Genomic DNA, 19,532 nt, shown 5'->3' on the forward strand with positions numbered 1-19,532 from the left:
TTTGCTCTTTTTGCTTTAGGCTTAGCTTCCCATGCCGAAACCCTTCATTACCCCACGGTTGGAATTGCGGATAAAATCAACAATTTCATCACGGATTTCGGTAGGTTTAAATTCAGCTTCGATCATGTCTAAAGCTTTCGTTACGTTATTGTGCTTTACAAAAAGTACCCGGTAAATTTCCTGAATTTCATCAATCTGCTCGTTGGTAAAACCTCTTCTACGCAAACCCACAGAGTTGATGCCGGCATAAGAAAGAGGCTCACGGGCTGCTTTTACATATGGCGGAACATCTTTGCGCACCAATGAACCACCAGTTACAAAGGCATAAGAGCCTACCTTAACAAATTGATGTATGGCCACCAGACCTGCTAAAACCACATTGTTTCCAATTGTAATGTGGCCGGCCAAGGTGGTACTGTTCGAAAAAATACAGTTATTTCCAACCTCGCAATCGTGCGCAATGTGCGAATAAGCCTGGATAAGGCAATTGCTGCCAATAACCGTTTTCCATTTATCCTTGGTTCCGCGGTTAATGGTTACACATTCGCGGATGGTGGTATTATCGCCAATTTCGGCTGTGGTAACTTCACCGGCAAATTTTAAATCCTGTGGCTCGCCAGAAATAACCGCACCAGGAAAGATTCGGCAGTTTTTACCGATCCGTGCGCCATCCATAATGGTCACGTTTGAACCGATCCAGGTTCCCTCTCCAATTACAACGTCTTTATGTATCACTACAAAAGGTTCAATGACCACGTTTTCGGCAATTTTTGCCTGAGGGTGTATGTATGCTAAGGGTTGTATCATTATTGAGCGGGTTCTGCTTGTTTAACTTTTGAAATTTGGGCCATCATTTCGGCTTCTACCACGATTTTTTCGCCAACCATACCTACGCCTTTCATCTGGGCTATGCCTCTTCTGATGGGTTCAAGTAAATCGCAACGGAAAACAATCGTATCGCCAGGAAGTACCTGGGCCCTAAAACGTACATTATCTATCTTTAAGAAATAGGTAAGGTAATTTTCAGGATCTGGAACAGTACACAGTACAAGGATACCGCCTACCTGCGCCATGGCCTCTATCTGTAGTACACCCGGAAACACCGGAGCGCCAGGAAAGTGCCCTTTGAAAAACTCTTCGTTCATGGTAACGTTTTTAACGCCTACCACGTGGTTTTTAGAAAGTTCCAGTATTTTATCAACGAATAGAAATGGCTGACGGTGTGGCAAAATTTCCATGATCTTTACTACATCGAACAATGGTTTTGCACTTGGATCGTACACCTTTTGTACTTTTTTATTTTTCTCTTTTCTAATGGCTGCTTTAATCTTTTTGGCAAAAGCAACGTTTGCTGCATGGCCTGGACGGGCCGCCATGATGTGGCCTTTTAAATGCATACCAACCAAGGCCAAGTCGCCGATCATATCCAAAAGTTTATGACGTGCAGGTTCGTTCTGATAACGCAGTTCCATGTTGTTCAAAATCCCTTGCGGGGCAACATCGATATCTTTGCGGTTAAATAATTTAGCCAGGTGACTTAATTCATCCCTGGTAACTTCTTTGTCTACAATTACAATGGCGTTATTTAAATCGCCCCCTTTAATTAAATTGTGAGATAGCTGGTATTCCAGTTCATGTAGAAAACAGAAGGTACGGCAAGAAGCAATTTCTTTCTTAAATTCTGCAATGGTATTAATGCCTGCATGCTGGCTACCCAAAACAGGAGAGTTATAATCGATCATGCAGGTAAAACGATAATCGTCTAACGGCATGGCCACAATTTCTACTTTTCTATCTTCTTCGGTATAGGTAATGTTATGTGGAATGGTAAAATACTCGCGATCTGCATTTTGCTCAACTGTTCCTACTTCTTCCAACAAATCAACAAACTGAATAGAACTTCCGTCCATTATTGGTGTTTCCGGACCGTCTAATTTAATCAGTACATTATCAAGATCCATACCAACCAACGATGCCATTACGTGCTCTACAGTACTTACGCTGGCGCCGTTTTGGGTAAGTGTAGTGCCCCGTGAGGTATCGGTCACATTATCTGCATCAGCTTCGATAATCGGGTGGCCATCTAAATCAATACGCTGAAATTTAAAGCCATGATTTTCAGGGGCGGGGCAAAATGTTAAAGTCACATTGGCACCAGTGTGTAAACCTACACCAGATGCTGATATTTCTTGTTTAATCGTTTTTTGTCTAACGTTCATTGTGTATTGTATTCTTTTCCAGTTCAGCGGTGAGTTTTTTCAACTCCTCTTCGAGCTTATTTATTCTTTTCTCTACATCTGGAAGATGTTTGAAAATGACTGATGCACGCATCCAGTTGCGCAATGGTTGCGCCGGACTGCCGTGCCATTGTTTATTTTCTTCTGTGATATTAAAATTTATACCTGCCTGTGCCCCAATCTGCGTTCCTTTAGCTAAAGTTAGGTGCCCGGCTATACCAACCTGTCCGCCAACCACGCTGTTAGGGCCAATTTTTGTACTTCCAGAAATACCTGACTGTGCTGCTACAACAGTATTCTCGCCAATTTCTACATTGTGCGCAATCTGGATCAGGTTGTCAATTTTTACACCTTTTTTTACAATTGTTGATCCCATTGTTGCACGATCTACTGTAGTATTTGCGCCAATTTCTACATCATCTTCGATAATAACGTTTCCAATCTGCGGGATTTTATTGTAAGTGCCGTCTTTTTGTGGGGCAAAACCAAAACCATCACTTCCGATAACCGTATTGGCATGGATGACCACTCTGCTACCGATTATAGAATTGTGATAAATTTTTACACCAGGAAAAAATGTGCTGTTTTTGCCAATTTTAGAATTTGCACCAATAAAGGTTTGTGCGTTTATTTTACAGCCATCTGCGATCTCTACATTTTCGGCAATATAGGCAAAAGCATCAATAAATACGTTGTTGCCGATTTTGGCTGTAGGATGAACGAAGGCCAGTTTATCAATACCAGATTGTACGGCTTGAGCGTTAATGGCTTCGTTATATTTATCCAATAAGATCGTAAACGCGCTGTATGGATTTTCAACACGGATGAGGGTGCTGGTATACTGTTGTGTAGGCGCAAAGTCTTTTGATACGATAACAACTGACGCCTGAGTAGAATATAAAAAGTTTTCGTACTTAGGGTTCGAGAGAAATGACAAGGAGCCTTCCTTTCCGTCTTCTATTTTAGAAAGTTCGGTAACGGCTACATCTGGGTTACCATCAATGGAACCGTTTAGAAACTGACTTATCTGCGTGGCAGTAAATTGCATCGTACAAAGGTATATGTTAAATTGATATGAACAAAAAAACCTGCATGGGTTAAACGGGGTATTACTTGCACAATAATAAGAGTTAAAACGACACTGAAAGTCAAATATTTTGTTAAAAAAACTTAAATCCCTCTTGGGTAACAGAGTATATATTTTTCTACAGTTTTCTGTAACGACTCCAGATTAGACAAATCAGAAGCCTTTGCAATATCAACAATGTCGTTATTTTTCATTAAAATCTTAATATTTCCAACACCTGCATTATATGCACGGTTTTGTATAGAATCGGTGAAAACAAAATACCTGGCCTCTTCTGGTTTAATTTCCAATAAATTAATTGCCGCATCCTGCAAAAAGTTTACACGGTCGGTATCAGCCCTTTCGTTGCCCATTTCTACCTTGTAGAGGTTTCTGGAGGTGAGCATTTTACATAACGCAGACAAAATTTTATCTTGATGTTTGGTCCAAACCTTAACAGCTGCATAAATATCCTGATCATCAAGGTTGGTAAAATGTTCCAGATTTTCGTGCTGCGCAAAGAAATTAGCCTCGTTGATATCGTTTTTTAAAAAATAATTTAAAGATGGCGAAGCAAATAAGTTTTCTCCGGCGGCTGATAATTCTTTAGCGCGTTCTAATAATTTTACCAGGATCATCTCGCCCGATATGACTGTTTTGTGCAGGTAAACCTGCCAATACATCAGTCTGCGGGCAATTAAAAATTTCTCGATGGAATAAATGCCTTTCTCTTCAATTACCAGGTCATCATCATACACATTGAACATTTTAATGATCCGGTCGAAACTGATTACGCCTTCACTTACACCTGTAAAAAAGCTATCGCGGTTTAAATAATCCATTCTATCCAGATCTAATTGGCCAGAAATCAATTGATGAAGAAATTTTTTAGGATAGGTGCCATTAAAAATCTCGATAGCGTGGGTTAAACGGTCATCAAAATGAGCATTCAGGTCCTGCATCAGTTTTGCTGAAATATCCTCGTGCCTGATTCCGGTCACCAAAGAGTGCTCCAATGCATGCGAAAAAGGCCCATGACCGATATCGTGCAATAAAATGGCCAAAATGGCGGCTTCTTCTTCGCCTTCGGTTATGATGTGTCCTTTACTTTTTAACAGATTGATGGCCAGACTCATTAAGTGCATGGCACCCAAAGCATGGTGAAAACGCGTGTGTAAAGCCCCTGGATAAACCAAATGTGTCATTCCAAGCTGTTTGATGTAGCGCAAACGTTGGAAATAAGGATGGGATATCACATCGTAAACCAATTCGGACGGGATACTGATGAAACCGTAAACCGGATCATTTATTATTTTCTTCTTATTCAATCGTTAAAAATAGTTAAATAGATAGATACGGTACAAAAATTGCTATTTTTATTTATAGTTTGAATTACCTGCCGTAATTAAACGGCAATACTGATCTATTTTTACAAAAACATGCAAGAAACTAAAATATTATGGGCCGATGATGAAATCGACCTGTTAAAACCTCATATACTATTATTAAATGATAAAGGTTACCATGTAACTACTTTTACCAATGGTAACGATGCTCTTGAAGCATTTGGGAAAGCCCATTTTGATCTGGTTTTCCTTGATGAAAACATGCCTGGCATGAGCGGTATCGAAACGTTATCGGCCATTAAGAACTTAAACCCCGATGTTCCTGTGGTGCTGATTACAAAGAGTGAAGAAGAAAACCTGATGGAAGATGCAATAGGCAGCAAAATTGATGATTACCTGATTAAACCGGTTAATCCTAAACAGGTTTTGCTGACCATTAAAAAATTGATTGATAATAAACGTCTGGTGAGTGAAAAAACCTCTATGGCTTATCAACAGGATTTTCGCCGTTTGGGAATGACATTGGGCGACAGGCTTAATTATGAGGAGTGGATTGATGTTTACAAGAAAATCGTTTTTTGGGAGCTTGAATTAGAAAAACTGGACGATCCGCAGATGCATGAAATTTTAACCATGCAAAAACAGGAGGCCAATACCCAATTTACAAAATTTATTGAAGAAAATTACCTGGATTGGATTAAGAACAGAGATCAAGCTCCTCTGCTTTCGAACGAGTTACTGAAGAAAAAAGCCTTTCCGCTTATCAATGATAATACACCTGTATTTTTTATCCTGATTGATAATTTAAGATATGATCAATGGAAAATTATTAATCCATTGATATCAGAATATTTCAGGATAGACGAGGAAGATATGTACACGAGTATTTTGCCAACAGCAACACAATATGCCCGTAATGCAATTTTCTCTGGGATGATGCCTTTAGATATGGAAAAGCGGTTCCCTCAACTTTGGCAAAACGACGATGATGAAGGTGGAAAAAACATGCATGAAGAGGCTTTCCTGTCTGACAATATTAAACGTAACTTAAGAAAGGATTGTAAATTCAGTTATCATAAAATCCTGACTTTTGAGCAGGGGAAAGATCTTGTTGAGCAGACAAACAACTTATTGCACAATGATTTCAATGCCATTGTATTCAACTTTGTAGATATGTTGAGCCATGCCCGTACCGATATGCAGATGATACGTGAATTGGCCAATGATGATGCGGCTTACCGTTCATTAACCTTATCATGGTTTGAGCACTCACCTCTTTGGGATTTATTGAAGAAAATTTCGCAGAAAAAAGTTAAGGTGATCATCACCACCGACCACGGAACCATCCGTGTTAAAAAACCGGTTAAAGTAATTGGTGATAGAAGTACAAATACCAATTTAAGGTATAAGCAGGGCAGAAACCTTAATTTTAATGCGAAAGAAGTATTTTTGATTAAAAACCCCCACGATGCTTTGTTGCCGAAGATCAATATCAGCAGCAGTTATATTTTTGCAAGGGAAGATAGCTATTTCGTTTACCCGAACAACTACAATCAGTTTGTAAACTACTATAACGAAACCTTCCAGCACGGCGGGATCTCGTTAGAGGAAATGATTATTCCGGTAGTGACGTATTCGCCGAGATAAGTGTAGATGAATTTCATCATTTCGATTGAAGCATAGCGGAATGCAGAAATTTTTGGTTAAATCATTTGAAAAAATGATTTTTTTAATGCCGTCAAAATAACGATTTATAATAGGCAAAAGCAATGCAGTTTATGTATTACTTTTGCCTTTCATTATAACTATTGTTATAATAAAATTAACCTGTTTTTTGGCAAACCGGGGTATTTTCTTAATTTTTATTCGATAATTCAATTTAATGATTATCGGCCTTTATTTTAAAGGTTAATTCTTAAAATGATCAATGATATAATTAAACTTTCTTGATCACTTTATCCACCATGTTGGGCGGGAACTATTGATAATAATTGTGCCTTAGGGCTTAATTGATTTAGCTTTTCTACAGTTTTTCCTTTAGGAGCCACAATAATGGCGTAATCCCACCATATATTGGTAGCTGTTTCCAGGTCATCGCTTCTGTAATAGCGGTCTTCTCCTTTTAACTGATTACTAGCGGCATAAGTAGCACCATAGGACCAGGGATCGTACACTTCAAAATAAAACTGATTATCCACCTGCCTGTAGCCTTTTACGATAATGAAATGGCCCGATGCTGCGGCATTAACTTTATAATATTTATCTACTCGCTGGGTAGCATTTGCATTGTAACGCAGGTAATAGTTATCAAGGCATAAAATTACAATATAATTTTTGTCAATATATTTCTTAATGGTTTGATAATTATCCGGTAATGCTGTGTAAGAAGAATTGATGCCATATTTATTCAGGTAATTTACAATATCATCTGTATACCACCAGCCTCCGGTTGAACGATAGGTGTTACGGGCATCCTGAGGTGTTTTGGTAAACGTAGAATCGCTCCATTTAACAGCCATGGTAGCCACAGTTGGTCCACAGTTGATAGATGAAAATAGCCCTGTTCCGGCTTGATCGTAATACCATTTAAATGTTTTTTCAATACTTTTTGATGCGGTTACCAACCTGCCAAGTCCGTAATCTTCCCAAACGATATTAACGATAATGGTCCAAACGCTCGTATTTCCGTTAGCTGCTAAAATATGCAGTGTAGCAGGTTTAGAGAAATCGACAATTGCCGTATTAGCGGCAGGCTTAATGCTGTTAAAAGTTACCAGTGCACCATCTGAAACAGCAAAACTGCAGTTTAAAGCGCTCAAATTGGCAACAGGTGTAACGGTTACGGTAATTTTGCGCAAAGTTTCATCAATAACCGGAGCCGATACCTGGTCTGTAATGGAGAAAGAAAATAGTTTGTTTTCTCCGCTAAGTTTGGTTGTTTCTTTTTTACAAGAGATAAAAAGTATTAAAAGAAGCACAGGGAAAGAGAGGTGAATTTTTTTCATGGCATAATAATCGGCATAATTATCAACTGAACAAAATCTGTTGCTAAAATCACCGGGTGTTACAAAATCAAGATATTTTAGTGTTATTTTTGCCTTTATTTTATTAAATGGATATCGAAGTAAATAGTTTAGCCGGTTTACCTGCTGTTGCACAGCAGCTTTCTGATTTTGCCAGCGATCAAAAAGTATTCATTTTTGAAGGCGATATGGGTGCAGGAAAAACCACTTTTATCAAAACTTTTTGTGCTGCCCTGGGCGTAACCGATGTGGTTTCGAGCCCAACTTATTCTATCGTTAACGAATATGATAGCCCTAACGGATCTGTATTCCATTTCGATTTTTATAGGATAAAAGATATTTATGAGGCCTATGATCTGGGTTATGAAGAATATTTTTATGGTGGTGGTATTTGCTTAATAGAATGGCCTGAGCGTGTAGGGGAATTATTGCCTGAAAGTTTTATTAAGGTTGAGATTAGTGTGCTGGATGAAAACCGCCGATTATTCAAACTCTCGAAGGTATAACATTTAGTTATCAATAAATTAACAGATTTTCCGTACCTTGAACAACCTAAAACTATCATAATTTTAATTTAACATGGCTACAGGATTACGGGAAGGAATGGCCGATATAGCTCGTCAGGGTTTACTACAAACGCAAGAAGCAACGCTAGAAACCAGAAATAAAAAAAACAGTCTATACATAGGAATACCCAAAGAAATTTCTTTTCAGGAAAACAGAATCGCATTAACCCCTTTATCTGTTGCGTTATTGGTAAACAACGGACATCGGGTTGTTCTAGAAAGCGGTGCAGGTATTGCTGCTAATTTTTCCGATACCGAATATGCAGAGCAGGGTGCAAAAATTGCCTATAACAAAAAGGAAGTTTTTGATGCTGATATCCTGGTGAAAATTGCCCCTCCAATGCTGGAAGAGATTGAAATGATGCATAAAGGCCAAACACTTATTTCTTCTTTGCAGACCGGAACGCTAAAGCAGGAATATCTTAAAGCTTTGATGCATAAAAAAATTAATGCACTATGTTTTGAGAACCTCCGCGACGAAGGTAATATCCTGAGTGTAGTACGCGCCATGAGCGAAATAGTAGGTTCTACCTCTATTTTAATTGCTGCAGAATATTTAAGCAATGTAACCGGTGGCAAGGGCTTGATGTTAGGTGGTTTTACCGGGGTTCCTCCTACAGAAATTGTGATTTTGGGTGCCGGAACGGTTGGCGAATATGCTGCCAGAACAGCTTTGGCATTAGGGGCAGAGGTAAAGGTTTTCGATAGTTCCATTTACCGTTTACGCCGCCTGCAGAATAATTTGGGGAGCAGGGTATTTACCTCAGTAATGCAACCTATTGTTTTGAATAAGGCTATCATAACCTGCGATGTAGTCATTGGTGCCATTAGGGCTACACACGGCCGTAGTCCATGTATAGTAATGGAAGAAACTGTTGCCCGGATGAAACCACATTCGGTGGTTATTGATGTGAGTATTGATCAGGGTGGTTGTTTCGAAACGTCAGAGGTGACTAACCACACCAATCCGGTTTTTAGAAAATACGATGTAATTCACTATTGTGTGCCTAATATTGCCTCACGTGTTCCAAGAACAGCATCTTATGCGCTTACCAATATCTTTGCTCCGATTTTATTGGATATTGGTGAATTTGGAGGCTTAATGAATATGGTTTGGAATAACCCGGGCATCCGCGAAGCACTTTATATCTATCAGGGTAACTGCACCAATAAAGATCTGGCAGATATGTTTAATTTGCCATTTAAGGATTTGGAACTGTTAGTCGTTTCTAATCAATAAAAGATGTAAGATGGACAATGTAAGACGGATGATGTGAGATAGAAATATTTTGATACTTGTATCTAACATCTTGATACTTATTTCTTATGCTACTAAATATGAAATTCAATCTGCTCGTTTTATTCGTTTTCTCTGTTGCTGTAAATGCTCAAAATAAACCGGTTCCGATAAAAAAGCTGGTTATCGTAAATTCTTATAACCAATATCAGGCTTCTGTAAAATCGAATCCGAATAACGAACTGGTTGAGATCAAAAAAGCCATTCCAACGATTAAGTTAGATATCCGCTATGCGACCAGGAATAATTTTATGCAACAGGTGATGTATAAACAGGCGAGGGCTTTTGCCCGGAAACCTGTTGTAGATGCCTTAAAGAAAATTCAAAAGGAACTCAGTAAAAAAGGTTACGGGTTAAAAATATATGATGGCTACCGGCCGTATGCCATTACGGTTGAGTTTTATAAAAAAGCGAGTGATAAAAATTTTGTGGCCAATCCGGCAAAAGGATCTAAACACAATAGGGGCTGTGCGGTAGATTTGACATTGATTCATCTGAAAACGGGCAAAGAACTATTGATGCCAACACCTTACGATAGTTTTTCGGGAGCCGCTGCGGCCAAATATGAAAAAGTATCACCAGAGGCGAAGCAAAATCGTGATTTCCTCATTGCCATCATGGCTAAATACCAGATGAATGTACTGGAAAACGAATGGTGGCACTATGATTTTACTGCTTGGAAAAGTTACGATTTAATGGATATTCCTTTCGAGAAATTGTAGTTCATTAGTTCAATTGTCATTGGTTCATTGGTGTTGGGCGCATAACAATTAGTTGCGTTATTTCGACTGAAGCGCAGCGAAACGGAGAAATCTGTTCGTCGTATAATAACCGGCCTAAACTAAATTATTATCCGTGGTGTAAGGGTGTTAACATCTTACACTAAATTTATCTTTCCAATTACCAGGTGGTCACAGCTGACAGCACAAACTACAAGTGGTGCGGCCTGCCGTATTGATCCATTTTAACCCTCGCTTTATCTTCTTTTACCGATAATTCGAAAATGTAATCGTAATCATCGTCAGTTAATTCCTCTTTTGGCCTTTTACCGCCAAAGGCTTCAATAATCTCCAGCACCGTGTTAGAATGGCCGGCAATTATAACGTTTTTGCCAGCATAATTGGTTTTAACACTATCCACAAGCGATTTGATATCTTTATAATCAATCACTTTCGGAATCACCAATGAATCTAATGTTTGGTGTGTTCTTTTTGTGGGTGTGGCAAAAGCAACATCAAATTTCACCTTTTTGAGGTACGTTGCTAAATCTCCTGCCCGGATTCTCCCCTCATCAGATAGGTTGGGATTGGTATCCTGCGGGTTAGATTTGTCTTTCTCTGCATGCCTAACAATCCAAACCGTAGTGGTTTGCGCAGAAACGATATTGGCAAAGAGCAGCGTTAGCGCCAGGAATACGAACAGTTTTTTCATGTCATAAATATTGAAAAATTAATTGGATAAGGAAAGGCTAAAAATTTATAGCCGCCACCAGCTTTTCAATATCTTCTTTTTCATGCCAACTGCTCAAAATAATTCTATTGATCGGTTTAGATTCCGGCTTAGGGTAAGGAAAAGATGAAATCAGGATTTTTTCTTTTAACAAGCGGTCTGCTAAAGTTGAGTCTCGAGTCAAAAATGCAGGAAATGCTGGTTCAAATGTCCATGTTTTATTTAAATTGGCAGTAAATAGCTTTATATTCTCCTGTAATCTCGTCCATGCATGGTGGTATATTTTATCAGCCTTGATAAAGGCAAACAGGCTGGCAGCAGAAGGAGGTGATGCCCCAATAAAAATATTGCCGCTTTTTAGTTTGGCAATAAGGTCAGCAGAACCCAAAACCAAACCGGCATCTACCCCTAAGGCTTTCGCCATTGAGGCCACAACAAGCCGTTGGATATTGGATTTAACCGGAAGGTTGATCAATGCACCCCATCCATTATTATTGATCCCTATACCATGCGAATCATCAACAATTAAAATAATTTCTTTTTCCGCATGTATTTCAGTGAGGAAGTTAAAATCATAAATTTCAGGGAAAAGATTATTCATGGAATTACTGATCAGTACCCATTTTTTTTCTTCTGAAGCATTGATGACCTTAACTGTTTCCTGCTTCCAGTCATTAAACGTTTGTAGCGGATTTGCCGGCTGATCGGTTAACCAAAGTGCAGGGTGCGTAGCCGGAGCATAGATTATTTTGCCTGATGTGGACAAGCCTTTAACAGTAAGCTGTGCGGCTAAATATCCGCTCGAAGTAATGATCGCGGCTTCTGCTCCATATCGCCCGGCAGCTACTTTTTCGGCATCATCATAAATGCCCAGTTGAATATTGTTGGTGCGACTTGTTCCGTTGTTTAAACCGAACTTTTTAATTCCTTCGATATATAAGTCAATGAAATCCTGGTTTTTGGGAATGCCCAGATAAGCTGTTCCACCAAAATATAAATAAGTGCTTCCCTCAGTATTTATTTGGTTAGAAAAAGGCTGGTCAATCGATTTAAAGTTGGGTTTCATATTAATTATAGTTCCTCCCGAGCTCATCGTTGGCAGCGCGGATAATAGATTTATCGCCATTGTCATCATGGTAGAATTCCCAGAACATAATTCCATTTGCCATATCTTTGGCGAGTTTAGCTTTTTTTCTGGTGGTGATCGTTCCGTTAAAGTAAAATTGAACGCCATTAATTAATGCATTATCTAAACTTACATCGGCACCCTCGGTTACAAAATCACGATAGGCCTTAGCCGAGTTACCGGCATTCCTACCATAAGCCGGGATACCTAAAATGGCTTTCTCCCTTGGCATACCCCGTGTGCTTAGCCAATAATTTAAACTGGCAACCGCCATGTTGTATGATGCATGTTGAATAGGTTCATTTTTATCCCAGCCAATACCATCATAAACCATAATATTAAAGAAATCTACAGATGGGAAAACTTCAGATTTTAATCCATCTCTAATACTGCCGGCATATACACCCGGGGTGATGGCCGCACTTAAAAATTTATGGTATTTGTGTAGCGAGTCTGAAAGTTCCTTCATCAGGAGCACATAATTGTCTGCTGAGCCATCGCTGGTACTTGGGTATTCCCAATCCATATCTACACCATCCAGATTGTTTGTTTTGGCAAAAGTTAGCACATTTTTTACAAACAGATTTCTGGCCGTTGCAGATGCAGCCATGGTTACAAAAATACTTTTCGTACCCGATATCGATATGCCTGTTTTTACACCATTAGCCTTTGCCTTTTGCATTACGGTTGTAAATCGACCAGGTTGTTCTAATGCCGCTAAGCTTCCGTCGGTATTGGGGTTTAAAAAAGCATAAAAGAGGTGCGTAATCATTTTAAACTTCGAATCTGCCACACCGGCCGGATCCCGGTAGCTTGGAAAATAGCTTACAATTTTAAAACTATTGTCTGGCATATATGGTATTGTGGGTATAGGATTCCCGGTAGAATCGGTTATGGGATCGTTTTTCTTGCAGGATGATATGACCAGCAGGGTAGAAATGCCCATCAATAAATAGATTTTTTTCATAGTTAGGGTATTAATTGATGTTACATATACTTAAAAATTATCGTGTATATAAGTGATTATCCTCACCATTTCTGCACGTACCTCGGCAGTTGGTTTGACAAAGCTGTTGTTCATAAAAGAAAAAATATAGGTTTTACCCTTCTTGGTGAGCACATAGCCGCTTTGATTATGAACACCGCCCAGCGAACCGGTTTTCCCAAAAACAAAAGGTTTATCGGTTTTGGGGTAAGCATTTTTTAAAGTGCCGCTTTTTCCGCCTGCAGGTAACAGATCAAAAAGCTTTTCCGGATTGTTTACCAGCCTGTAAATGGAATCCAGAAGGTATACATTATCGCGCGGTGTAAATAAATTCTGGCGGGACAATCCAGATCCATCAACCCATTTTACTGGATCAGGCAGAAAAGAAAGGTAGTTTTTGATCATGTAATCAATCGCTTTGGTGGTGCTTAATGTATCGCCAATCTGGTTAGCGCAAACCAATAACAAATGTTCGGCAATAAAATTATCGCTGGGTAACATCATATGCTTTAGCACCGAATCGCGCTTTGCGCCAGGTAATGTTTTAGCATCCTGTGGGATCTTTAAATTTACGATACCTACGGGTTTGTGTAAAGTATCAGCCAGTATCTCAACAGTAACCTGCGCACTGGTTTTATAAGGGTTTTGCTGATTATAACCGGGCTTTACCGCAACAGCAGAGTAGTGAAAGCAGTTACTTAAGAAATCTCTTCTCACCTGAAAATCCCCTGTTCTACGGGTAGAATCTATTTCGAAACAGGGCGCAAAAACCTTTGGTTCAATATTGATTTTATTTGGGCTGAGATAGGTAGAGGTCACCATGTTATCCATAATAGGCATTTCGGTAATTTCTGGCTGGTAATAATAATCGTAATCATCCCAGGCCCAGCCTTCGCCAAAAAAATTGCCCGAATATCTTCCTGGTGAAAAGAACAGTTTTTTATTGGAGGCCAGGAGAAAATTATATGCCGATTTGTCTTTTACCGCAAACTGTAAAAAAGCCGGATCTCCGGTTCCCCAAAAAATCAACGAATCATTCCGTTCGGTATATTTTAATGCAGGCATTAAATCTGGCAGCATTTTTAAGCTTGCAAAAAACGTATATAGTTTGGTATTAGATGCCGGGGTAAAATACTGGTCTGCATCTTTCTGAAAAATCATTTTTTTATCTGCGGGATTGTAAAGGGCGAAGCCCACCTGGTATTGTTTAATCACCTGCGAATTTTTAAATGCTTTAGCTACTTTTTTTGAAATGATCTTATTGGTTGAGCAGCCTGTTAACAAACAGAGTGATAGAATAAATGTGATAAAAATAGAATTATACTTTTTTAAAAGAAACATGTGCTAAATTTAGGTGACATAAAGATTAACTAATTTATTAAATTTAGTTTAATGTTAGCCAAATATAACCCCGGTGTAATAATCTGTTTACGTAAACTGACCATTTGCCTGGGGTTTATATTTCTTGCTTTGTCCGGGTTCGGACAGGAATTTCTTTTTAAAAGAAACCGGCAAAAACAGTCTATCCCTTTTAAATGTATCAAAAACCTCATGGTTATTCCGGTATATGTAAATGGAAAAGGACCATATGATTTTGTTCTTGATACCGGCGTTGGTCCGATGATTATTACTGATCCATCTATCATCGATTCATTGAATTTTGGTATGCTCCGTAAAATTAAAGTTTCTGGCTTAGGCATTGAAAGTGTTGATGCTTATGTTTCTCAAAGTCTTGATGTTAAGGTAGGCAATGCCAGTATGAAGTATATACCGGCGGCGATCTTAAAAGAAGACTTGTTTAACCTGTCTGGACATTTAGGAATGCAGATTTATGGTTTGCTGGGCTACAGTTTTTTTAATAGTTTTATTGTTGATATCAGGTATAGTGAAAACAGGCTGATTATTTATAATCCTGATGCCAAAATTAAATACCGCGGAAAAAAAATACCTATCGGAATAGAAAACCAGAAGCCTTATATTTTAGCCACAATTGATGTGCCTGACGGGAAAACAGCTGAAGCCAGGTTTTTAATAGATAGCGGAGCGAGCCATGCTTTATCGCTCGAAATGCTCAATGGCAAAGAATTCCCCCTGCCTGAAAAGAAAATCAAAGCTAATTTGGGAATGAGCTTAAGCGGGCAGATTAAAGGATATGTTGGTCGAGTAACCAGATTTAGTATTGGAGGCAATGTTTTTAAAGATGTTGTTGCCGGATTTCCTGATTTCAAAAGTATTGCAAATAAAATAGATTTATCCAAAAGGAATGGCAATTTAGGCGCCGATTTACTCCGGAAATTTGACATTCAGTTTAACTATCGGGATACATTTATTTATATTAAGCCCAATAAATTCAGGAAAATACCTTTCGAACATGATATGGTGGGTATGGTGTTATATCTCGATCAGAAAGCATTTAAAAGAGTGCTGATCGGAGAAATAGACGAAAATAGTCCGGCAGAAAAGGCAGGTTTGTGTCCTGACGATGAAATTATCGGGGTAAATTTTAAGAGCATTGATGCCTATTCATTAAACGATCTTACCGAAATGTTTAAATCGAAAGCAGAAAGCAATATCATTCTCGAAATTTTCAGGGATAATCAGGTCTATCTTAAAGTGGTTCGACTCGAAAAAAGAATCTGATAAACGTAATTTTCCGGTTACAAACGATTTGTCGTGTAACAAGATTTTAACTTTAACCTCTTATTGCCAAGCAAACTAACTTTATATACACATGAATAAAAATTTTAAGGTACTTGCCCTTGCAGGTATCCTGGCACTTGGTGTAGCCGGAACAGGTTCCGTATTTGCCCAGAAAAAGTCTAAAACAACTAAAGGAAGCACACCGGCAACGCCTACAGCAGCCCCGGCAGCAGCACCAAAAAAAGAGGGCATTAAACCATTTTCTGAAGTAGTTACCGCAAAGGCAAGAACAACAAACGGTTTATTTAAAACGCACAAAGTAGACGACAAATGGTATTTTGAGATACCGGATTCGATGATTAACCGCGAAATGCTCGTGGTTACCCGTTTGGCAAAAGCACCTGCAGGCGTAAAAGTAGGCAACCAGCAATATGGTGGCGAGGAATTAAACGAGCAGGTATGGAAATGGGAGCGTAAAGGTAAACAGGTGTACATCCGCGTTCCTAGTTACTCCACCAAAGCCGATCCGAACAGCGATATGTACGAATCGGTACAAAACTCTAATCTTGCGCAGATTTTAGCCAGTTTTGAAATTAAAGCCTACAATAAAGATACAACAGGCGTGGTGATTGATGTTACCGATTTTTATAATGGTGATATCATGGCCATCGGCGCTACTGATCAGATCCGGAAAGCATATAAAGTTACGATGTACGATGCAACGCGTTCTTATATCGATACGATAAAAACTTTTCCGATTAATGTGGAAGTCAAAACAGCTAAAACTTACCGTGCAGTAGAATCGCCAACGGATAACAGTAATGGAGCTGTAACTTTCGAATTCAATACATCGATGTTATTATTGCCAAAAACGCCTGTAAAAGCCAGGATAATGGATAGCAGGGTTGGTTACTTTGGTCAATCTCAAATCGATTACGGAAGCAACGCACAAAAGGCAGAGCGTACAGCCTACATTCACCGCTGGAATTTGGTTCCGAAAGATACAAACGCCTATAAACGTGGCGAATTGGTTGAACCGGTAAAACCTATTGTAATTTATATTGATCCTGCAACACCAAAAAAATGGGTGCCGTTTTTAATTCAGGGAATTAATGACTGGCAGGTAGCGTTCGAAGCTGCTGGTTTCAAAAATGCCATTATTGGTAAAGAAGCGCCAACGCCGCAACAAGATCCTCAGTTTAGTGTAGAAGATTCCAGGTATTCGGTTGTCCGTTATTTTGCATCAGATATCGCAAATGCCTATGGTCCGCACGTTAGCGACCCTCGTACTGGTCAGATTTTGGAAACGCATATTGGCTGGTACCATAACGTAATGAACCTGTTGCGTAACTGGTATTTTGTACAAACAGCAGCCACTAATCCTGATGTGCGTAAAGCACAATTTACCGATGCGCAGATGGGCGAGCTGATCCGTTTTGTTTCATCACACGAAATAGGCCATACTTTAGGTTTGCCACATAACTTTGGCTCAAGTTATGCTTATCCGGTTGATTCGTTACGTTCAAAAACGTTTACCGATAAACATGGTACAGCACCATCAATTATGGATTATGCACGTTTTAACTACATCGCTCAACCTGGTGATGGTGTAACCAAACTTCACCCTCAGATAGGGGAATACGATAAATGGTCTATAAAATGGGGCTATTCCTGGATTCCCGGCAACAAAAGCGCAGAGCAGGAAAAAGAAGTTTTAGATCAGTGGACATTGAAAAACGCCGGTAATCCTTTGTATTTCTATGGCCGCCAGGGAACTTCATTAGACCCTCGTTTGCAGAGCGAAGATTTGGGCGACAATGCAATGAAAGCGAGTACTTATGGTATTGCCAATTTAAAACGCATCCTTCCAAATGTAGAAAAATGGACCTATCAAAAAGGAAAAGATTACAGCGATTTAAAAGAAATTTACACTGAAATTGTTGGTCAGTTTAACCGCTACATGGGACATGTAGCTACAAATGTTGGTGGCTTAAGCGAAAATTTTAAAACCTATGATCAAAAAGGACCGGTTTATGCTTACTTACCAAAAGCAAAACAAAAAGAAGCTGTTGCTTTTTTCAATCAACAATTATTTACTACACCGCTCTGGTTAATCAGTAACGATCAATTAAGTAAATTTGATAATGGTGTATTGTTAAACCGGATCAAAGGTGTTCAAACCAATACGCTGGGTAATTTGCTATCGGCATCCCGTATCGCACGCTTGCTGGATAACGAAACCAAAAACGGCACTGCAAAGGCATATACCTTGCCTGAATTATTTACCGACTTAAGATCATCGGTTTTTGTTGCAGGAAGAGCAGATGCATTTAAGCGTAACCTACAACGTGCTTATGTAGACCGTTTGCAGGATCTGATGACTAAAGAAAATGAACTTCCGGTTGGTTTCCCTGCAGACTATGCAGCGAGTTATGGTTTAACCCCAATCAATGTTGGCTTATCTGATATCAGACCATTGGTGAGGGCAGAGCTGAAAACCTTATTGGCTACCACAAAGGCCAGGGCAGCTGCCGGTGATGCCATTACCAAAGCACATTACGAAGATTTAAATATCAGAATTAAAGATATTTTAGATCCGAAAAAATAAATGTTAGCATTAGGGGATGATTGAATAGCGATGCACCCATTCAATCATTCAAAAAGGCGGAGCAGATCAGTTAAATTGATCGCTCCGCTTTTTATTTACACCAAACCCCGCGATTCGTCCCCTCCACTGAAACGCAGTGAAATGGAGAGATATATCTTAATAGATTTAGTTTCGCTGAGCCTTCGGGTTCTCGACTCCGTTTCACTCTGCTCGAAATGGCGACGCTATTCATAGCCCTTTGTATAATTCTTGATGCTTTAACTTAAATAACATAACCGTTTTTAATTTTATGCCAAAACAAGGCCATGCTTAAAAAACTATTATTTTCCCTTGCATTATTTACCTTCGGTTTCTCCGCTTTTGGCCAAAATGCCGATTCTATTACCGTTGTAAAAGCTAAATGGCATAAAAACAGAATTGCCAGGCAGGTGGCTTTATTCCGGCATCACTTTGATCAGAAAAATCTTTTTGGCGCAAACCAAAATATTTCGTTTTTGGAAATAAAAAATACGGGTCGTAGGGCCATTTTTGCCATCGGAGCAGAAGAAAAAGAATTGCTTACCACCAGTAATTTTGGATTACGGGATACGGCTATTGCGGCGATAAATGGTAATTTTTTTGATGTTAAAAACGGCGGTTCCGTAGATTTTGTACGTGTGAACGGAAAAACGATCAACACGAACCGCCTGGGTAAGAATGGCAATAGGGCCGGGCATCAGGAAGCTGCGGTTGTAATTGAAAACGGAAAAATTTCGATCAAAAAGTGGGATGGAACAACGGATTGGGAAACCAGGCTGACCGCCGAGAATGTGTTGTTAAACGGACCTTTGTTAACTTTAGATCATATAGATGAAAAATTAGATACTACCGGTTTTAGCCGTTTGCGCCATCCGCGTACCTGCCTTGGTATAAAGCCAAATGGCAGGGTGATTTTGCTGACCCTTGATGGAAGAAATGAAAATGCTGCAGGCATGAGTTTGTTCGAACTAACCAAATTAATGCGGTGGTTGGGCTGTGCCAATGCTTTAAATTTTGATGGCGGTGGTTCTGCCACTTTGTGGGTGAACGGAATGCCTGATCATGGTGTGATCAACTATCCGGCAGATAATAAAAAATGGGATCATGAAGGGCAACGGAAGGTTGCCAATGTTATCTTAGTGAAAAAACAAGCCGATAGATAAAAGTGTAT

Annotated in this window: 16 protein-coding genes; 7 read left to right on the forward strand and 9 right to left on the reverse strand. The window is 39.3% G+C overall.

What is annotated here, in order from left to right; translation table 11 throughout:
* Window positions 1-21: 21 nt before the first annotated feature.
* The 4 genes from lpxA to ABEG20_RS18585 all read right to left on the reverse strand — a co-directional run bounded on the left by lpxA (window position 22) and on the right by ABEG20_RS18585 (window position 4,631).
* Entirely contained in the window at window positions 22-807 is a 786-nt protein-coding gene (gene lpxA, locus ABEG20_RS18570; protein WP_010599175.1) for an acyl-ACP--UDP-N-acetylglucosamine O-acyltransferase, read from the reverse strand.
* Window positions 807-2,219 (reverse strand): bifunctional UDP-3-O-[3-hydroxymyristoyl] N-acetylglucosamine deacetylase/3-hydroxyacyl-ACP dehydratase, encoded by a 1,413-nt coding sequence (locus ABEG20_RS18575; RefSeq protein WP_406824736.1) that lies wholly within the window; start codon window positions 2,217-2,219, stop codon window positions 807-809. The genes lpxA and ABEG20_RS18575 overlap by 1 nt, the downstream gene beginning before the upstream one ends.
* Window positions 2,209-3,285, reverse strand: coding sequence for a UDP-3-O-(3-hydroxymyristoyl)glucosamine N-acyltransferase (gene lpxD / locus ABEG20_RS18580; protein WP_406824737.1), 1,077 nt, complete (start codon window positions 3,283-3,285; stop codon window positions 2,209-2,211). The genes ABEG20_RS18575 and lpxD overlap by 11 nt, the downstream gene beginning before the upstream one ends.
* Before the next feature lie 122 nt (window positions 3,286-3,407).
* Window positions 3,408-4,631 (reverse strand): HD domain-containing protein, encoded by a 1,224-nt coding sequence (locus ABEG20_RS18585; protein WP_406824738.1) that lies wholly within the window; start codon window positions 4,629-4,631, stop codon window positions 3,408-3,410.
* 111 nt (window positions 4,632-4,742) lie between these two features.
* Between ABEG20_RS18585 and ABEG20_RS18590 the strand changes: the two genes are divergently transcribed.
* A complete protein-coding gene (locus ABEG20_RS18590; protein WP_406824739.1) occupies window positions 4,743-6,296 on the forward strand; it encodes a PglZ domain-containing protein in 1,554 nt (517 codons plus the stop codon).
* A 308-nt stretch (window positions 6,297-6,604) separates the two neighbouring features.
* Here the strand turns inward: ABEG20_RS18590 and ABEG20_RS18595 are convergent, their stop codons facing one another.
* Window positions 6,605-7,654: a C39 family peptidase gene (locus ABEG20_RS18595; RefSeq protein ID WP_406824740.1), complete on the reverse strand. Its 1,050-nt coding sequence runs from the start codon at window positions 7,652-7,654 to the stop codon at window positions 6,605-6,607.
* Window positions 7,655-7,761: 107 nt separating this feature from the next.
* On the opposite strand from ABEG20_RS18595, the gene tsaE reads away from it, so the two are divergent.
* The 3 genes from tsaE (at window position 7,762) to ABEG20_RS18610 (ending at window position 10,257) form a co-directional block, all read left to right on the forward strand.
* A complete protein-coding gene (gene tsaE, locus ABEG20_RS18600) occupies window positions 7,762-8,178 on the forward strand; it encodes a tRNA (adenosine(37)-N6)-threonylcarbamoyltransferase complex ATPase subunit type 1 TsaE (protein WP_406824741.1) in 417 nt (138 codons plus the stop codon).
* A 73-nt stretch (window positions 8,179-8,251) separates the two neighbouring features.
* Window positions 8,252-9,478 carry an alanine dehydrogenase gene (locus tag ABEG20_RS18605; RefSeq protein WP_406824742.1) on the forward strand — a complete coding sequence of 409 codons (1,227 nt, stop codon included), beginning with the start codon at window positions 8,252-8,254 and terminating at the stop codon, window positions 9,476-9,478.
* Window positions 9,479-9,576: 98 nt separating this feature from the next.
* Window positions 9,577-10,257, forward strand: coding sequence for a M15 family metallopeptidase (locus tag ABEG20_RS18610; RefSeq protein ID WP_406824743.1), 681 nt, complete (start codon window positions 9,577-9,579; stop codon window positions 10,255-10,257).
* 208 nt (window positions 10,258-10,465) lie between these two features.
* Here ABEG20_RS18610 and ABEG20_RS18615 read toward each other — a convergent pair whose 3' ends face one another.
* From ABEG20_RS18615 to ABEG20_RS18630, 4 genes are read right to left on the reverse strand one after another with little or no spacing between them, the layout of a single operon-like run.
* Complete coding sequence (locus ABEG20_RS18615) at window positions 10,466-10,966, reverse strand: phosphoglycerate mutase family protein (protein WP_406824744.1); 501 nt, start codon at window positions 10,964-10,966, stop codon at window positions 10,466-10,468.
* Window positions 10,967-11,003: 37 nt separating this feature from the next.
* Window positions 11,004-12,050, reverse strand: a complete 1,047-nt coding sequence (locus ABEG20_RS18620) for an aminotransferase class I/II-fold pyridoxal phosphate-dependent enzyme (protein WP_406824745.1) — start codon at window positions 12,048-12,050, stop codon at window positions 11,004-11,006.
* Window position 12,051: 1 nt separating this feature from the next.
* Complete coding sequence (locus tag ABEG20_RS18625; protein ID WP_406824746.1) at window positions 12,052-13,077, reverse strand: glycosyl hydrolase family 18 protein; 1,026 nt, start codon at window positions 13,075-13,077, stop codon at window positions 12,052-12,054.
* 30 nt (window positions 13,078-13,107) lie between these two features.
* Window positions 13,108-14,436 carry a D-alanyl-D-alanine carboxypeptidase/D-alanyl-D-alanine-endopeptidase gene (locus ABEG20_RS18630; protein ID WP_406824747.1) on the reverse strand — a complete coding sequence of 443 codons (1,329 nt, stop codon included), beginning with the start codon at window positions 14,434-14,436 and terminating at the stop codon, window positions 13,108-13,110.
* A gap of 51 nt (window positions 14,437-14,487) precedes the next feature.
* On the opposite strand from ABEG20_RS18630, the gene ABEG20_RS18635 reads away from it, so the two are divergent.
* The 3 genes from ABEG20_RS18635 to ABEG20_RS18645 all read left to right on the forward strand — a co-directional run bounded on the left by ABEG20_RS18635 (window position 14,488) and on the right by ABEG20_RS18645 (window position 19,524).
* Window positions 14,488-15,735, forward strand: coding sequence for an aspartyl protease family protein (locus ABEG20_RS18635; RefSeq protein ID WP_406824748.1), 1,248 nt, complete (start codon window positions 14,488-14,490; stop codon window positions 15,733-15,735).
* Between the two features lie 91 nt (window positions 15,736-15,826).
* Window positions 15,827-18,343, forward strand: a complete 2,517-nt coding sequence (locus ABEG20_RS18640; RefSeq protein WP_406824749.1) for a zinc-dependent metalloprotease — start codon at window positions 15,827-15,829, stop codon at window positions 18,341-18,343.
* Between the two features lie 305 nt (window positions 18,344-18,648).
* Entirely contained in the window at window positions 18,649-19,524 is an 876-nt protein-coding gene (locus ABEG20_RS18645) for a phosphodiester glycosidase family protein (protein WP_406824750.1), read from the forward strand.
* The last annotated feature ends 8 nt before the right edge of the window (window positions 19,525-19,532 follow it).

It is taken from the genome of Pedobacter sp. KACC 23697, assembly GCF_045348445.1.
In the GTDB taxonomy this organism is placed as follows: Bacteria; Bacteroidota; Bacteroidia; order Sphingobacteriales; family Sphingobacteriaceae; genus Pedobacter.

Excerpts from the sequence above, each read along its gene's own strand:
- ABEG20_RS18620 (WP_406824745.1), bottom strand. The coding sequence starts at position 12,050 with ATGAAACCCAACTTTAAATCGATTGACCAGCCTTTTTCTAACCAAATA.
- tsaE (WP_406824741.1), top strand. The coding sequence starts at position 7,762 with ATGGATATCGAAGTAAATAGTTTAGCCGGTTTACCTGCTGTTGCACAG.
- ABEG20_RS18575 (WP_406824736.1), bottom strand. The coding sequence starts at position 2,219 with ATGAACGTTAGACAAAAAACGATTAAACAAGAAATATCAGCATCTGGT.
- ABEG20_RS18615 (WP_406824744.1), bottom strand. The coding sequence starts at position 10,966 with ATGAAAAAACTGTTCGTATTCCTGGCGCTAACGCTGCTCTTTGCCAAT.
- ABEG20_RS18640 (WP_406824749.1), top strand. The coding sequence starts at position 15,827 with ATGAATAAAAATTTTAAGGTACTTGCCCTTGCAGGTATCCTGGCACTT.
- lpxA (WP_010599175.1), bottom strand. The coding sequence starts at position 807 with ATGATACAACCCTTAGCATACATACACCCTCAGGCAAAAATTGCCGAA.
- ABEG20_RS18590 (WP_406824739.1), top strand. The coding sequence starts at position 4,743 with ATGCAAGAAACTAAAATATTATGGGCCGATGATGAAATCGACCTGTTA.
- ABEG20_RS18610 (WP_406824743.1), top strand. The coding sequence starts at position 9,577 with ATGAAATTCAATCTGCTCGTTTTATTCGTTTTCTCTGTTGCTGTAAAT.
- ABEG20_RS18605 (WP_406824742.1), top strand. The coding sequence starts at position 8,252 with ATGGCTACAGGATTACGGGAAGGAATGGCCGATATAGCTCGTCAGGGT.
- ABEG20_RS18635 (WP_406824748.1), top strand. The coding sequence starts at position 14,488 with ATGTTAGCCAAATATAACCCCGGTGTAATAATCTGTTTACGTAAACTG.
- lpxD (WP_406824737.1), bottom strand. The coding sequence starts at position 3,285 with ATGCAATTTACTGCCACGCAGATAAGTCAGTTTCTAAACGGTTCCATT.
- ABEG20_RS18625 (WP_406824746.1), bottom strand. The coding sequence starts at position 13,077 with ATGAAAAAAATCTATTTATTGATGGGCATTTCTACCCTGCTGGTCATA.
- ABEG20_RS18645 (WP_406824750.1), top strand. The coding sequence starts at position 18,649 with ATGCTTAAAAAACTATTATTTTCCCTTGCATTATTTACCTTCGGTTTC.
- ABEG20_RS18595 (WP_406824740.1), bottom strand. The coding sequence starts at position 7,654 with ATGAAAAAAATTCACCTCTCTTTCCCTGTGCTTCTTTTAATACTTTTT.
- ABEG20_RS18630 (WP_406824747.1), bottom strand. The coding sequence starts at position 14,436 with ATGTTTCTTTTAAAAAAGTATAATTCTATTTTTATCACATTTATTCTA.